This window comes from Paenibacillus sp. FSL F4-0097 (assembly GCF_038593125.1).
GTDB classification, from domain to species: Bacteria; Bacillota; Bacilli; order Paenibacillales; family Paenibacillaceae; genus Paenibacillus_AQ; species Paenibacillus_AQ odorifer.
Map to the genome: position 1 here is coordinate 3,891,746 of NZ_CP151965.1, position 14,526 is coordinate 3,906,271.

General features: G+C 42.7%; 15 protein-coding genes. 6 read left to right on the top strand and 9 right to left on the bottom strand.

Going from position 1 to position 14,526, the window contains the following annotated elements; translation table 11 throughout:
• The first annotated feature begins 26 nt into the window (after positions 1 to 26).
• Entirely contained in the window at positions 27 to 266 is a 240-nt protein-coding gene (locus tag MHH86_RS17450) for a hypothetical protein (RefSeq protein ID WP_036687997.1), read from the top strand.
• 1,295 nt (positions 267 to 1,561) lie between these two features.
• On the opposite strand, the gene MHH86_RS17455 is transcribed toward MHH86_RS17450, so the two are convergent.
• A complete protein-coding gene (locus tag MHH86_RS17455; protein WP_038571602.1) occupies positions 1,562 to 1,789 on the bottom strand; it encodes a hypothetical protein in 228 nt (75 codons plus the stop codon).
• 122 nt (positions 1,790 to 1,911) lie between these two features.
• Between MHH86_RS17455 and MHH86_RS17460 the strand changes: the two genes are divergently transcribed.
• Positions 1,912 to 2,538 (top strand): FMN-dependent NADH-azoreductase, encoded by a 627-nt coding sequence (locus MHH86_RS17460; RefSeq protein ID WP_038571605.1) that lies wholly within the window; start codon positions 1,912 to 1,914, stop codon positions 2,536 to 2,538.
• A 103-nt stretch (positions 2,539 to 2,641) separates the two neighbouring features.
• Here the strand turns inward: MHH86_RS17460 and rsgA are convergent, their stop codons facing one another.
• From rsgA to MHH86_RS17480, 4 genes are all read right to left on the bottom strand, one after another.
• Positions 2,642 to 3,733, bottom strand: a complete 1,092-nt coding sequence (gene rsgA, locus MHH86_RS17465) for a ribosome small subunit-dependent GTPase A (RefSeq protein WP_076144727.1) — start codon at positions 3,731 to 3,733, stop codon at positions 2,642 to 2,644.
• A gap of 381 nt (positions 3,734 to 4,114) precedes the next feature.
• Entirely contained in the window at positions 4,115 to 4,786 is a 672-nt protein-coding gene (locus MHH86_RS17470) for an HAD family hydrolase (RefSeq protein WP_038571611.1), read from the bottom strand.
• 160 nt (positions 4,787 to 4,946) lie between these two features.
• A complete protein-coding gene (locus MHH86_RS17475; RefSeq protein WP_036688004.1) occupies positions 4,947 to 5,402 on the bottom strand; it encodes a DUF3939 domain-containing protein in 456 nt (151 codons plus the stop codon).
• Positions 5,403 to 5,522: 120 nt separating this feature from the next.
• Positions 5,523 to 6,119, bottom strand: coding sequence for a metalloregulator ArsR/SmtB family transcription factor (locus MHH86_RS17480; protein ID WP_076316728.1), 597 nt, complete (start codon positions 6,117 to 6,119; stop codon positions 5,523 to 5,525).
• 179 nt (positions 6,120 to 6,298) lie between these two features.
• On the opposite strand from MHH86_RS17480, the gene MHH86_RS17485 reads away from it, so the two are divergent.
• Both MHH86_RS17485 and MHH86_RS17490 read left to right on the top strand, forming a co-directional pair.
• The gene (locus tag MHH86_RS17485; protein ID WP_076273299.1) at positions 6,299 to 7,303 is read left to right on the top strand and encodes a YpdA family putative bacillithiol disulfide reductase; all 1,005 of its coding nucleotides are present in this window, start codon (positions 6,299 to 6,301) and stop codon (positions 7,301 to 7,303) included.
• A 1-nt stretch (position 7,304) separates the two neighbouring features.
• Positions 7,305 to 7,748, top strand: coding sequence for a DUF441 domain-containing protein (locus tag MHH86_RS17490; protein ID WP_036688009.1), 444 nt, complete (start codon positions 7,305 to 7,307; stop codon positions 7,746 to 7,748).
• 70 nt (positions 7,749 to 7,818) lie between these two features.
• Here MHH86_RS17490 and MHH86_RS17495 read toward each other — a convergent pair whose 3' ends face one another.
• The 3 genes from MHH86_RS17495 to MHH86_RS17505 all read right to left on the bottom strand — a co-directional run bounded on the left by MHH86_RS17495 (position 7,819) and on the right by MHH86_RS17505 (position 11,199).
• Entirely contained in the window at positions 7,819 to 8,754 is a 936-nt protein-coding gene (locus MHH86_RS17495; protein WP_342479370.1) for a DUF4179 domain-containing protein, read from the bottom strand.
• Positions 8,747 to 9,265 carry a sigma-70 family RNA polymerase sigma factor gene (locus MHH86_RS17500; protein WP_036688013.1) on the bottom strand — a complete coding sequence of 173 codons (519 nt, stop codon included), beginning with the start codon at positions 9,263 to 9,265 and terminating at the stop codon, positions 8,747 to 8,749. The genes MHH86_RS17495 and MHH86_RS17500 overlap by 8 nt, the downstream gene beginning before the upstream one ends.
• 185 nt (positions 9,266 to 9,450) lie before the next feature.
• Positions 9,451 to 11,199: an ABC transporter ATP-binding protein gene (locus MHH86_RS17505; RefSeq protein ID WP_036688015.1), complete on the bottom strand. Its 1,749-nt coding sequence runs from the start codon at positions 11,197 to 11,199 to the stop codon at positions 9,451 to 9,453.
• 122 nt (positions 11,200 to 11,321) lie between these two features.
• Here MHH86_RS17505 and MHH86_RS17510 point away from each other — a divergent pair, with 122 nt between their 5' ends.
• Entirely contained in the window at positions 11,322 to 11,837 is a 516-nt protein-coding gene (locus MHH86_RS17510) for a hypothetical protein (RefSeq protein ID WP_036688017.1), read from the top strand.
• A 112-nt stretch (positions 11,838 to 11,949) separates the two neighbouring features.
• On the opposite strand, the gene MHH86_RS17515 is transcribed toward MHH86_RS17510, so the two are convergent.
• Positions 11,950 to 12,267 carry a HesB/YadR/YfhF family protein gene (locus MHH86_RS17515; RefSeq protein WP_036688019.1) on the bottom strand — a complete coding sequence of 106 codons (318 nt, stop codon included), beginning with the start codon at positions 12,265 to 12,267 and terminating at the stop codon, positions 11,950 to 11,952.
• 493 nt (positions 12,268 to 12,760) lie between these two features.
• Between MHH86_RS17515 and MHH86_RS17520 the strand changes: the two genes are divergently transcribed.
• Positions 12,761 to 14,509 (top strand): ABC transporter transmembrane domain-containing protein, encoded by a 1,749-nt coding sequence (locus MHH86_RS17520; protein ID WP_036688020.1) that lies wholly within the window; start codon positions 12,761 to 12,763, stop codon positions 14,507 to 14,509.
• The last annotated feature ends 17 nt before the right edge of the window (positions 14,510 to 14,526 follow it).

A 14,526-nucleotide genomic window follows, 5' to 3' on the forward strand; every position in this document is an offset into this window, starting at 1 on the left:
AATACTTGTAGCGAGGTGATTTCAAAATGAGAATGCTCATCACATTTCAGAACAAACTTGTACCTGTGTATTTCACAACAGAAAATAAACAGCCCACTCAAAAAGTACTTAGATTACTTAACAGTACGCTGGAGCTCAAAATTCAAAAGGGCAAAAGTGCCCTCCAGAAATGCCTCAATTCTCTGATTAGTATCGAAATTAAAGGCTCTGAAGCTATATTGCACAGTTACAGTGAAAATGATTCATTGGCGCTATCCCTCTATTAATGGAGGGGTAGTTTTTTTGTCACAACATTGCAGTCCTACGCTTCTAATAAAGAGCGTCCTAAGCAACTAAGAATTGCTGCTTAGACTCGTTTTCTTTTTGAAGCTAAACTTGATCCAAAATGACACTCCGTTTGATTTAGATACCATTTGCGCATACATAGCTTCTACTATCAAAATCAGCGACCTTGGTTCTGCTTGGTGCTATTTTGTACTGCTTTGTGCTATTTCATAGCACATTTTAGATTGCTGCTTGCCGGCCATCCCCATAGCCGACTGCTATCGGACCCAGAAGACCTTAATCGCAGCTTTTTGACTCATTTGGAATCCTATTGGACCCCAGAGTCGCTATTGGTACGAAAAACACTAATTATCGACCTCAAAAAGCTGAATAGCTGCGCTGGAGTCCGAAACTCTGCTCTAATGCCCATAATTTCGCATATAACGTCATCTGAGTCCGTTGCCTGCGATGGATGTTTATTACTCGGTGGTGCAGATGTATGTATAGCGGGTTACATGAAATTCCAGGGAGTTGTCACTTAACACTATAATAACCGCTGGGACCTCTTGACCATTTTGGAGCTCCCTCTAGCATCTTGATCTAAATCCGAGCCATCATTTGTATTAGATACCATTTACACATACATAGCTTCAACTATTAAAGTATGCGACCTTAGTTCTGTCTGGTTCTGCTTGAGTTCTGCATGGTTTGCTTTGGTTCGACTTGGGACTGCTATATAGCAAAATTGAATTGCTGTTTACTGACTAGTCACATAGCTGACTGCTATTGGACTCATTGTTGGATGCTTTCGGACTCAGTTGACCTTAATCGCAGCTTTTTGGCTCATTTAGAATCCTATCGGACCCCAGAGTCACTATTGGCACGAAAAACACTAATTAACGACCTCAAAAAGCTAAATAGCTGCGTTGGAGTCCGAAACTCTGCTCTAATGCCCATAATTTCGCATATAACGTCATCTGAGTCCGTTGGCCGCTGAGGATAACTTGGAAGGTCACTTAGTGTGTAACTCAACAAATGACTTTGCATGGGTCATCAGATTAGATGTAGCGGGTGGCCTGACCCTACTATGTCACCTGCCAAAAGTGACGTTTGTCGTAGGTTGGCTTTCATTTGCTGCCCCTTTATGCTGAAGCAATCTGCCAGAACTAAAAAACGCAGAGCAGTGATCCCCCCTTAACGGGAGGATCACTGCTCTGCTATATTTACGGACTTTTTTAACCCAAGGACTCTGTCTCATTCAGCGAAAAATCTACTATTAAGAAGAGCTCAGCAATTATCAGCTGATCTTGTAATTCTTCTGCTCTGCTTTTTCAGCTTTCTGGATTCGAAGTCTAAATAGCTTCACTAAATTCTGACGCGTATGCTCTTCGTGACAGCTGTCCAATTTTTTAATGATAAACCGATCGATGGACATGTCAATCGCTCCTTTTAGATCATTCTGGAACTTATAGAGACAGGAAATTATTTCCTGTTCTCTTGTATCACCTATTAACCTTGTTTTCATTTTTTCAAACTCCTTAAGCGCAAACAAATTTCAAGAACAAAAAAATAATTTACAAACAAAAGATTACATGCTATATTAAATATAGTTAATATTAAATACACACATGCAAGGGAGAAATCATAATGTCTAAAGTTCTATTTATTAAAGCAAACAACCGTCCAGCAGAACAATCCGTAAGTGTTAAGCTTTACAATGAATTCTTGGAGAGCTACAAACTCAACAACCCAGAAGATGAAATCACTGAGCTTGATCTGTTCGCAGAGCAACTTCCATACTACGACAATACCCTGATCACTGGTATGTATAAAGCCGCTCAAGGATACGAAGCAACACCTGAAGAAGCAGCTGGTGCCGCTATCGTTAATAAATATCTTAACCAGTTCATCGCTGCAGATAAGGTAGTATTCGGTTTCCCACTGTGGAATATGACTGTACCTGCTGTATTGCACACTTATGTAGATTACCTTTGCCAAGCTGGTAAAACATTCTCTTACACTGCTGAAGGTCCAGTTGGTCTTTTGACAGGTAAAAAAGCAATCGTTCTGAATGCAAGAGGCGGTATCTACTCTGAAGGTCCTGCAGCAAGTGCTGAAATGGCAGTAAACTTCATCGTTGGTAACCTTAACCTGTGGGGAATTAAAGATATTACACAAGTAATCATCGAAGGCCACAACCAACTTCCAGCACAATCTGCTGAAATCATTGAAAACGGATTGCAACTGGCTAAGGAAACTGCTGCATCCTTCTAAACCATAACCGTTTAGATTCAATTCAATAATTAAGGGCGCCCCTTAGCTGTCAAAAGCTAAGGGGCGCCCTTTTCCAATGTCTATGCCGTTATATCAATTCTTTTTAATATTCATCCAGCTCTTTACGCCATCCGTATCCTCTGGTTCTGGATGAACTCACTTTAGTGGAAGCTGCGCTTTTTCTCTTAAGCTTGGCTTCTTTATTATTTTGGTACAATACTTCTCGTTGTGTTTTTCGGTAGTTGAATAGTCTCTTCTCTTCCAGTTCACCTGTTTGGACTGCTTCAAGTACAGCACAGCCCTCTTCGCGTTCATGACTACAGTTACTAAACCGGCACTTAGTAGCTAGGCCGCTGATATCACTAAAGGCTAGATCAAGACCACCTTCATCTTCCCAGAGCTGCAGCTCCCGCATCCCCGGTGTATCTACGATAATCCCCCCATCCGGCAAAACAAACAGTTCACGGTGGGTAGTAGTATGACGTCCGCGGCTATCCCCTTCTCTAACATCCTGAGTAATCTGAAGGTTCTTCCCGCATAGCCAGTTGACCATTGTCGACTTCCCACAACCGGAGGAGCCCGTTAGAGCTACTGTTTGACCCTCACCAATGTAAGGCAGCAGCTTCTCGCGCCCTTCATCTTGTATTGCACTAACAGCATGTACTGATACTCCGGGAGCCGCGCTCTCCATTTCAGCGATTTTACTGTCTGCATCCGGACAAAGATCCGCTTTAGTGAGTAGAATAACTGGATTTGCCCCACTATTCCAAGCCATGATCAGATATCTCTCCATCCGGCGAACATTAAAATCATCATTCAACGCGCTGACCAGAAATAACGTGTCTACATTGGAGGCAACAATTTGCTCATCTTGTGTATTTCCTGCGACCTTGCGTGAGATCACACTCTGCCGGGGCAATACACCATGTATAATTCCATGCTCGCCGCCATCTTGCATTGCTAATGCTACCCAGTCTCCAATGGCAGGAAAATCACCCGAGGCTACAAATGTGTGTCTCAGCTTCCCGGCAAGCTCTCCCCACGTCTCTCCTACATCAGTTAACACTTTGTACTTACTGCCGAAATCACCAACGATTCTCCCGGGTATAAATTGTTTATCCTCTGCATGACTCCACTTTTCATTCCATTTTGTACTCCAGTTTTCATTCCAACCATATTGCTTTATGCTATTCATTCATTTCCTCCTAAAAGATATGTTTATGTTTTTTCTTGCCCCTTGGCGTTTTCCGAGAACACAAAAAGCCGCCGGAAATAAAGACTCCGGCGGCGGTATATAGACATGTGGATTTATTACACCAAATCCAATCTTTCTACACACGCAAAAAAGCCACCGGACCCTATACGGTTCCCGGCGGCTCTAATAAGCGTAATTGAGCTTACCTGCTAAACTGCACGAATCAATTATTCGGCAGCAGCTGTTCCCGGAAGACACGTATCCACAACAGTTGAGTTCATTACATTTAAAACTGTCATAAAACATCGTCTCCTTCCGAAATTTAAGATGCTGTTATCATAATTGGTGCAGCAGTAAAATGTCAACCCCAAATTTTCCAGATTACAAAATAGCCTTTAATTCTTTCAGCTCACGGATCATTTTCCAAGGTTGGATGTCCAGCTGATCGTCCCAAGGATGTTTCCTTTGCAGCCAAATTCCTTCAAGGCCAGCCTTACCTGCACCCCAGATATCATTTACCGGATGATCCCCTATAAACAAGGTTTGATCCGCAGAGGCACCCAGCTTGTCTAGTGCCAATTGATAAATCGCAGGATCAGGCTTCGCAATGCCAACTTCTCCAGATATAACTATAGCCTTGAAGTACTCTCGCAGGCCGAGAATATCGATTTTGGTGTTCTGGATTTCTTTTTTACCGTTGGTGACCAGCCCCAAAGTATATCCACGCTCCACGCAATACTCCAGAACCTCCAAAGCATGCTCCATGACTGCACCATGATTGATGTAGCTCGCATCATAATACGCCCGGATATGTTCAGCCGTCACAGGCTTTTCCCAAGGCAGGATCTCACTAAGTTCTAAGAAAAATCCGTCTTTATCACGATAGCCATCAGCGTCTCTGTGGATCATATCCTCAATCACGGCCTGCGCTTCCGCAGGTTTCAGATGCCCAAGAAAATCCTGCACGAACTGAGTGCTAAAGCTGCGAAATGTATAGTCGCGATCCATTAAAGTATTGTCCAGATCAAATAAAATAGCTTGTACTTCCTTCATCAAGCGATTCCCCTTACATGCTGTTAATTTTCAAACCTAACCTACAGAATGTAATTGTACTATGCCTTAAGAGACAAAGAAAAGACTATTCAACAAAAAGGATTTATGGCTTCCCTTTTACTGAACAGTCTTTATGAAGATTCGTATCTGCGTCATTCCTTTACTCGAAATGCTCTGCCCGATGGGTCAGCATCATTTCTTCATCCGTAATATACAGCGGAAAAGGAGGTGTTTCTTTTAGATAACTTTCTGTAGATAACAATCGATAATGAACCTCTGGCAACCAGGTGTCTTCAAGCAACGGTAGCTTGCCTGTATCACTAATATAACTGTCTACAGCAGCCTGAACTAAATCCAGATAATACGGCACTAACTTGTCTTCTTCCTCGAAAATTTCATAGGTCTCTCGTGACATATAGAAATTCCGTTCGGGTATTCCACCCAAATAACGTTTCAGGCGACTCATATCGATTCTTTTGTCCTCTAAGATTAATGCTGTTCTATTAATAGGTCCAGGCATATCTTCTTCGAACTTTCGAATCGCCTGTTTCACTTGGGGTAATGTGACGGTTACATGATCTGATTTGGGTTGCTTTTTTGTGCGTTTAAATAACATAACGAAAGTCTCCTTTCTAAATATGTCTCAGATAACGCTTACAATTCCATTTTATTCGAAATTCGAATAATTAATCAGTACATTTCAAATCGACACAGAATGTTAATATTTAAAAGATCATTATTTGACATATTCCCACCGAGTCCATACTTCTCGAGGATTTAGTTCATACTTGTCCTTCTCACGATACATAAACTGATGCATGATGAATTCACGACGAATAGTGGCGAAATCTTCATGAAACTGCTTAATAAACTCATTGATTTCCTTTTCCGTATAAACAACTCCTGGCTCCAGCTTCTCAACCATGTATTGAAGCGCTATCAATTTCTTCTTGTATTGTGCTGGAATTTGCCGCAGCCGGCCATCTTTAGAGAAAAAATTACGAATTACAGTATCCTGAAGACTATTCTCAGGCAATTGCCCTTCCATATTCTCAGCTCCTTTCGAAAAAATAAACTGCAGTGAAGCCTCAGCACCATTATTGATAAACTCCGGATTCAACTTAAAATAAACTGTATTTTTGTCGCGTCTTTCTTTTATTAGAGCCGCTTCACGTAATTTAGCCGCATGATGAGTGACTGTAGGCTGCGATAAATTCAACTTCTCAGCCAGCGCTTGCCCGTGCATTTCTCCTTGGGACAGAAGCAACAATAAGCGAAGACGCGTTGGATCAGCTAAAGCTTTATGATAACTCACGATTTTCTCCAACTGCACTGGGTTCACGCTCCTAGAATTTCACAATAAATTGAAACATTAGATATATATCTAATTATATAATAATCAACGTTATTCTTGCAATGGTTATTATACTCAATCTGCTCTTATGGAAAAATTCATGAATTTAGGGTAGGATTTAAAGAAAAGATAGTAACAATCAGGAGGTAACCCGCTTTATGAAAGATGTCATTATTATCGGTGCAGGTCCTTGCGGCCTCTCGGCAGCTATCGAATGCCAACGCCAAGGCCTGTCCAGCCTTATCATTGAAAAAAGCTTTATTGTACACTCCATTTATTTGTATCCAACAAATATGCAATTTTTCAGTACGGCTCAGTTATTAGAAATCGGGGATGTTCCGTTCACTTCGACCAACGACAAACCTTACCGTCACGAAGCGCTTGTCTATTATCGCCGAGCCGCTGAGCAATATGGTCTAGAGATCGCCGCTTATGAAGAAGCTTTATCCATTGAGCCGCTTGAAGATGGAACCTTTGCCGTACATACGTCAAATATGCGTGGTGAGCATCAGAAACGTATCACTGCTAATGTAGTTATAGCAACAGGTTATTTTGATCAGCCGAATATGATTGGCATTCCAGGTGAAGAACTACCTAAAGTTACTCATTATTTCGGTGAAGCTCATCCTTACACGGGAATGAAGGTAACTGTAATTGGCGGCAGTAATTCCGCAGTAGATGCAGCGCTGGAGCTTATGCGTGTAGGAGCTACGGTAGATATGGTATATCGTGGTGAAAGCATCTCAGAGAATATTAAACCTTGGGTTCGGCCAATCTTTGAAGGCATGGTGCAAAAAGGGAAAATCACTCTGCACTTAGGCTCGCGTGTCACTGAAATTACTGCAAGCTCAGTAATTGTTACGGATCATAAGGGGGACAAGAAAGCATTGGATAATGATTTCGTTCTTGCCTTGACTGGCTTCCGTCCTAGCCGTACCCTCCTCACTTCAGCGGGTGTGATCATGGATGACGACATGGATAAGCCTGCTTTTAACACCTCTACCATGGAAAGTAATGTTCCAGGGTTGTATGTTGCTGGAGTAATCGCCTCCGGCCGCAATGCTAACGAAGTGTTTATTGAGACCGGAAGAGGGCATGGTAAGCTTATCGCAGATCACATTGTGTCAAAACAAAGTTCTAATCCTAAGGAGTTGAAACATTAAGATGGACATGACCTCTTTGCTTTTGCTTGGACTTGCAGCGCTGGGAATTATCAGCAGCAATTCCCCTGTAACAATAGCAATGGTCGTCCTATTACTGCTAAGAGTACTTGGCCTGCAGCAAACCTTTCCTTGGCTAGAAAAATACGGTTTAACCATCGGGATTATCATCCTGACCATCGGGGTCATGACCCCATTAGCCAGCGGCAAAATATCGTTGCAGACAGTCGGTCAATCCTTCTTGCACTGGAAGTCCTTGCTTGCTATCGCTATCGGCATTCTCGTCGCTTTTCTTGGAGGCCGCGGTGCTACGCTCATGACCAACCAACCCACAGTTGTTGCGGGTCTGCTGATTGGCACGGTGATCGGGGTTGCGTTATTTAAAGGCGTTCCGGTCGGACCGCTGATCGCAGCCGGCATTTTATCACTTATGATCGGCAAAATGTAATAGAACAGCACAAAAAAGACCGCTTTTGGCGGTCTTTTTTATTGTGCCTTTTATACAACCATCTTCTTCACTATTCCTCCACCTGAGAAATGGACTGCGGAATTTGCTGCGCCGCTCTTTTTTCAACGACTAATAAATCTTCAACGCCATACTCTGTCTTAATTTTCTGCAACTGCTTCAAAGCCTCTTCTTCTGAATTAAAATATCCTGCTTCCACGAGATATAAGCCTTTCTGATCCTTTAACATCCGCACATCCTCTAACCCATATAACATTTCTTCAGCCATACCCAGCGCCTCACCAGAAGGCTGTGAGACCGTTCTTAAGGAATATACAGAGCCCCCTTTTGCTTCGTCTCCTTTCTCTTTTAACGTAATCACTACCTGTGCTGGCTCTTTATATTCTTTCACCTCATAAGCAACCGAGTCCGTAAGTGTGCCATTGAACCGAATGGCCGAATCATCTAGTGTAATTAGTGGATAAGCATCCTGAACATATCGGCTTTGTTTTAATGTCTCCAGATCTTTGACTGCTGAGAATTTTCTGGCCCCACTTACTGTAATCGTCATTGTTGCCGGATTTTCCGTAAACTTTACGTTATATGAGCTTGCCATCTGTTGAGTTTCATCCGGATTTGCAAAATTCAAAATCAATTGATCACTATTCTTCAGTTGTTTGACCGAAATAAAATTCACATCTACTCCATCCTGAATGGTTCCCCCTCCTGCGCTTCCCTCCGTAAATTGCAGAACACTGACCAGCTTACCTAGAACCGGTATTTGATCCATACTACTCGCAAAAGCAGGAACCGTATTTACACCCACCGTAAAAGAAATCAATACAGCAGCAGCTACTGATCCTGTCCATTTCAAGGCACGTTTTGAAGAACTGTTTTTCTGTTTATAGATTTTCCCTCTTTCAATTCCTTTACGAGAAGCGAATGATAGTTCTTTAGGAATTTCAATCTCATTATAGGCTTGTTGTAGACGTTCTAGTTGCTTATCCAAAGTTCTCACTCTCCTCCATACTTATTTTTAATTTTTCCAAACCTCTATAAATAACGGTTTTGACGCTGCTCAGGGGCATATCAAGAACCTCTGCAATTTCCTTTATGGGCAAGTCCTCCAAATATCTCATCACAATCACCATTCTTGATTTTTCATCAAGGCCGCTGAGCGCTTCATGCAAGTCCATAACTTCTTCCCTAGATTTCGGAGCATAGCTGCCTCCTAGCTCTTGATCTATATACACGATTTTTTTAGATTTACGGATAAAGTCCAGCGCACAGTTGACAGCGATCTTGGTGAGCCAAGTTTTAAAATATTGCGGTTGCTTCAATTTATGAATGGAGATATAGGCTTTGAAGACGGTCTCCTGCACAATCTCCAGCGCATCCTCTTGATTCCGCACATAGGAGTAGGCCATTCGGTATAAACGCTCCTGCATGCCGTCAATAAGAACAGTAAAGCTGTCTTCATCACCAGCTATCGCCTTTTCCTCAAGCGTGGTTTTATTCACGTTCCTCACTTCCTTTCATGATGTTTATAAGCTTTAGACGCACATGATCACCGAAAAGACTCAAGTCCCCTGTAGAATTTTTGCCATAGTATAAGTTACTGTGTGCCACAAGCCTGATTGGAATTCAAAAAAAGTGGCCTTCTCTTTCGAGAGGACCACTAAAGTGTTTAATTATTCAAAACATATTAAGCGTCTAAATGCTGTACGTTAAATAATCGCGCATAACTACCCTCTATCGACATCAGCTGTTCATGCGTACCCCGTTCAGTAATTTCACCATTCTCAAGTACGACAATCTGATCTGCATGAGTAATCGTTGACAGTCTATGCGCTACAATTAGTGTAGTACGTTGCGAAGAAAGGGACTGCAGCGCTTGTTGAATTAAATGCTCCGATTCCAGATCCAGCGCCGAAGTAGCCTCGTCTAATATAAGAACCTTCGGATCCTTGAGAAATACCCTTGCGATAGCAACCCGCTGCTTCTGTCCTCCGGATAGCTTAACACCACGTTCTCCCACTTCTGTCTCATAACCCAGTGGCAGCTGCTCAATAAAATCATGCGCATTGGCAGCTTTCGCTGCTGAAATGACCTCTTCTTCCGTGGCGTTAGGATTACCGAATAAAATATTCTCACGCACAGATCCGCTGAATAAGAAATTATCTTGTAAGACCATACCGACAGACCTGCGCAAGCTTTCCTGTGTTAATTCCTGTATATCATAACCATCCATTTGGAGGCTGCCTTTACTGATGTCATAGAATCTCGGGATCAAGCTTATAAGGGAGGACTTTCCTCCACCGCTCATTCCGACGAACGCAATGGTCTGTCCGGGCTGAATACTCAGATTAATATCTTTTAAGACCCAATCATTCTCTTCGTTATATTTAAACCATACATTCTGAAAAGCAATCTCACCACGTGCATCCTTTAGCACTTTTGCTCCCGGCTTGTCTACAATATCGTAAGGCTCATTCAGCAGCTCAAGCACCCGTTCAAGAGAAGCAGAGGCTTGTGTAAGCACCGTCGAGGAATTAATCAATCTTCGCAGCGGAGAATACATCCGGTCCAGATAGCCAAAGAAAGCTACAAAGGTACCTACTGTCAAATTGCCATGAATGACCTGATAACCACCATATCCGATGACCAAAAGAGGTGCTATATCCGTTAATGTATTAATAATTGCGAAGGTCATAGCGTTCCAGCGGGTTTGCGCCATCGCTTTTTTAAGAAAGTTACCGTTGATGTCTTCAAACTGCTTCTGATCCACTTTTTCCATCGTAAAGCTGCGGATAATTGATATCCCTTGAATCCGTTCATGGAGATAACCTTGAATGCCAGCCAGAGCTTGGGAACGATCTTTCGTTAACAGCTTAAGCCGCTTATACAATTTGTTAACTGCAATTGCGTAAAAAGGTAATACCGAGATAGACACGAGCGCCAGCACCGGATTTAAATAAAACATAAATCCCAAAGCAAAAACTAGTGTGAACGTGTCGAGCCATACATTCATCATGCCGACTTCGACCAAATTTTTGGTCTGCTCAACATCGTTAATAAATCTGGAAATGGCTTCTCCCACCTTGGTATTCTGATAATACCGCAGTGACAGCCGCTGTAAATGACTGTAAAGCTTATTTCGCATATCGAACAACACTTTACTTGTGATAAGCTGAGCAAAGTATTGGCGATAGTACTCTACGGGCCCTCTTACGATAACAAATAAAATTAAGGCACCACCCAGAATAAGCATCAAATGTGATACCCGTTCCTCAATCCCCATGCTCGGGTTCATTAGCAGGTCATCGACCACGTATTTCAGAATCATTGGCAGTGTTAGCGGAATACTGAATTTGATCATGCCGATAAACAGCGTAAACACAATCAATTTCATATAAGGTCGTACAAAAGTAAAATATGATTTCCATTGCTTCACAGGAATATTCTTTCCCTTCTCTTTAGTGAGTTGCTAAGTACAGTTGACTTTTGCTCTCTACAGTGTTTTTATAATTTTAGATCATAAGTACAATTGCAGTACCGAACTTCAGGAGGATAACGATGTCTAGACAATTTGTGACGGAAGCCGTCATGATGGCGATTTACGGCCAGCTTCTCGTATCGAGCAGCCCTGTAGAATATATAGTGCCTTATACTACTGTGATGGAACTATACGAACTGCGAGACAGCGATGATCCGTTGATGAACCGTCCGGACGACGACAAGCATGTTAAGTTGAAGATTAGTGAGCTCATTGCTTATTTTGAAGAACCGCTCAACGCGAAGAAGATCAACCGCTGTTTAGCAGTGCCATGGGCGAAAAGCTCAGGTATTCTCCTTGGCGGGCAATCCAAAATCACCATCATTAACAGTATGGATACCGCTGCCTACGGTGAGATGTTCGATCCCATCGAAACAGAGCTTCTGCTGTCCTCACAACGTGAGAAAGTACCTATCCTAACGGATCAATTTGAATTGATTCAACGGATCATCGAGGGTGGAGTTCCAGTTCAGGTGTACGATATTGACGACTTCGACTTCGCTCTGGAGGAAGAAACCTCTCGCAATTTGCACTGATAACACCTATGTATCTCCAACTGGAATACCCTCATTTTAAAGACAGCATTTGAAAAGCCCCTGCCTTTTGGCAAGGGCTTTTCCTGATTAAAATAAACAATCATTAAGACAACTATACCTGCACTTCACCGGATACCGGCTTTGGTTCGTACTTATATTCAATGTCATCCTCTGACTCAGAGTATACGATAGATAGGTCATAACCTTCCATATACCACAAGTCCTGCTCCTCCATGTAGAACACAATATCATCCTGTTTGACCTGAATAGCTGGACGCCCAGGTGCTTCTGTAGCAATGCCCAGCGAAAAACCGGGGTGAAGTCCACCTCCCGAGCTATAACGGGGAAATAAACGAATATAGTCTCCATTCTTAAGGTCCAATTCTCTCTTAAACCAAGCTGCCGCTGCTTGACTAATTTCCATGTTCATTTCTCTCAGCTCCTTTGTATATTCTAATCATAACGAAAATAAGTCGATATTCAAACAACTTTATGCAATTAATGATTTCCCAATCCATTTAAAATTAAGTTTGACAAATTCGCGAACCGGATGATAAACTCTGAACATAACTAAACGTCTTCTAGTTATTACCAAATTAATGAAAGGGGTGAGCGCGGTGTTTACGAAGTTACAGCCATATTATTTTACTATTGTTGGAATTTTTACTCAACCGAATACCGAAGCAGCCCAAGTGATTAAGCCATCCTGAAGTTTTTGCGAGTCTTATGGACCGTATAACTTTAGTTCTTGAAGGTCTCTAACATGCTTGGTGCTGTAACGCACCGTGCGCATGATAGCTGTAAATTACAGGCATATCGTCCGTTTTCGGATGATATGCCTTTTTTGTTTGCTGAAGAGATAATCACTTGCGCTTTTATCAGCATCACAAGCAATCATTACAACCTGAAAGGAAGGGATTTACTTGTTCTCTGTTCTTCGCGATCTCGGCTGGTTTTTTCGCCGAGAAAAAAGGCGTTACCTGATTGGACTCATATTACTCATAGGTGTGGGCGTTCTTGAATTACTCCCTCCACGTCTGCTAGGCAATGCCATTGACGACATAGTACGCGGTTCGATTACTACAGCTTCGCTTGCCAAATATATCGGCATGATATTCATTTTGCTGCTAGTTATTTATTGGATTACCTACATATGGATGCACAAACTTTTCGGAGGTTCCAACCTTGTTGAGCGCCTGCTGCGCTCCCGATTTATGAATCATCTTATGACTATGACACCTTCGTTCTTCGAAAAAAATAGAACTGGTGACCTCATGGCCCGGGCAACCAATGATATCAGAGCCGTCTCAGCTACCGTAGGATTCGGGATGCTTACACTGGTGGATTCTACAATCTACCTCACGGTTGTGCTGTTTGCGATGGGCTTTCTCGTGAGTTGGAAATTGACCCTTGCAGCAGTATTACCATTACCCCTAATTGCAATAGCTATGATTTTTTATGGTAAAGCTATTCATGATCGGTACAGCTTAGCGCAGGATGCATTCGGAGATATGAATGACCAAGTGCTCGAATCTGTCTCTGGTGTGCGCGTAATCCGTGCTTATGTCCAAGAGCGTCTTGATGAAAAACGTTTCTCGGATATTACTGAAGATGTTTACAACAAAAATATGGCCGTAGCTCGTGTCGATGCTTTCTTCGAACCAACCATCCGCTTCTGCGTCGGACTCAGCTACATTATTGGTCTTACTTATGGGATATACCTTGTATTCCGCAATCAGATCACACTGGGTGATCTAGTCTCCTTTAATATGTACCTCGGTATGATTGTATGGCCGATGTTCGCTATTGGAGAATTGATCAACATTATGCAGCGTGGCGGAGCTTCCCTCGAACGTATCGACGAGACGTTAAACTCCAAACCCGATGTTCAAAATGCTGCCCATCCTGTTCAAGTTCCCCATCCTACTCGAATCGAGCTTAACGATGTGACTTTCCGTTATCCTTCTTCGACGATTGACAATCTAAGCCATGTCAACTTAACCCTGAACCAAGGGCAGACATTAGGTGTAGTCGGGCGTACAGGAAGCGGGAAATCTACACTGCTCAAACAATTGCTCCGCGAATATCCGACAGGTAATGGAGAGATCCTTATCTCTGGCGTGCCTATTCAACAGATTTCCCTGGATCAGCTGCATAGCTGGATGGGTTATGTTCCGCAAGAGCAAATTCTTTTCTCCAAATCCGTTCGGCAAAACATTCAATTTGGTCTAGACAACGCCGATGACGATACGATTATGCAAGCCATTACAGCTGCCGCTTTCCAGAACGACCTGGGCACATTGTCCGATGGTCTGGATACTCTGGTGGGTGAACGTGGTGTATCTCTCTCCGGTGGACAAAAGCAACGTGTCTCTCTGTCCAGAGCTTTTATCGCTAATCCTGATATTCTTATTCTGGACGATGCCTTATCAGCCGTTGACGCTCGTACGGAAGCTCAGATTATCGACAATATCCGGAATGAACGTGCCGGAAAAACCACATTAATCTCTACTCACCGTCTCTCCGCCGTCCAACATGCCGATATGATTGTTGTACTGGATAACGGACAAATCGTTGAGCGAGGTACACATCAGGAGCTGTTGGATTTGAATGGCTGGTACCGTGAACAATATGATCGGCAGCAAGTCGAAAATAACTTGTCGAATGATTAAACTACAACCATAAATAA

Coding starts and splice junctions, on each gene's coding strand:
- MHH86_RS17450 (WP_036687997.1), top strand. CDS start 27: ATGAGAATGCTCATCACATTTCAGAACAAACTTGTACCTGTGTATTTC.
- MHH86_RS17455 (WP_038571602.1), bottom strand. CDS start 1,789: ATGAAAACAAGGTTAATAGGTGATACAAGAGAACAGGAAATAATTTCC.
- MHH86_RS17460 (WP_038571605.1), top strand. CDS start 1,912: ATGTCTAAAGTTCTATTTATTAAAGCAAACAACCGTCCAGCAGAACAA.
- rsgA (WP_076144727.1), bottom strand. CDS start 3,733: ATGAATAGCATAAAGCAATATGGTTGGAATGAAAACTGGAGTACAAAA.
- MHH86_RS17470 (WP_038571611.1), bottom strand. CDS start 4,786: ATGAAGGAAGTACAAGCTATTTTATTTGATCTGGACAATACTTTAATG.
- MHH86_RS17475 (WP_036688004.1), bottom strand. CDS start 5,402: ATGTTATTTAAACGCACAAAAAAGCAACCCAAATCAGATCATGTAACC.
- MHH86_RS17485 (WP_076273299.1), top strand. CDS start 6,299: ATGAAAGATGTCATTATTATCGGTGCAGGTCCTTGCGGCCTCTCGGCA.
- MHH86_RS17490 (WP_036688009.1), top strand. CDS start 7,305: ATGGACATGACCTCTTTGCTTTTGCTTGGACTTGCAGCGCTGGGAATT.
- MHH86_RS17510 (WP_036688017.1), top strand. CDS start 11,322: ATGTCTAGACAATTTGTGACGGAAGCCGTCATGATGGCGATTTACGGC.
- MHH86_RS17515 (WP_036688019.1), bottom strand. CDS start 12,267: ATGAACATGGAAATTAGTCAAGCAGCGGCAGCTTGGTTTAAGAGAGAA.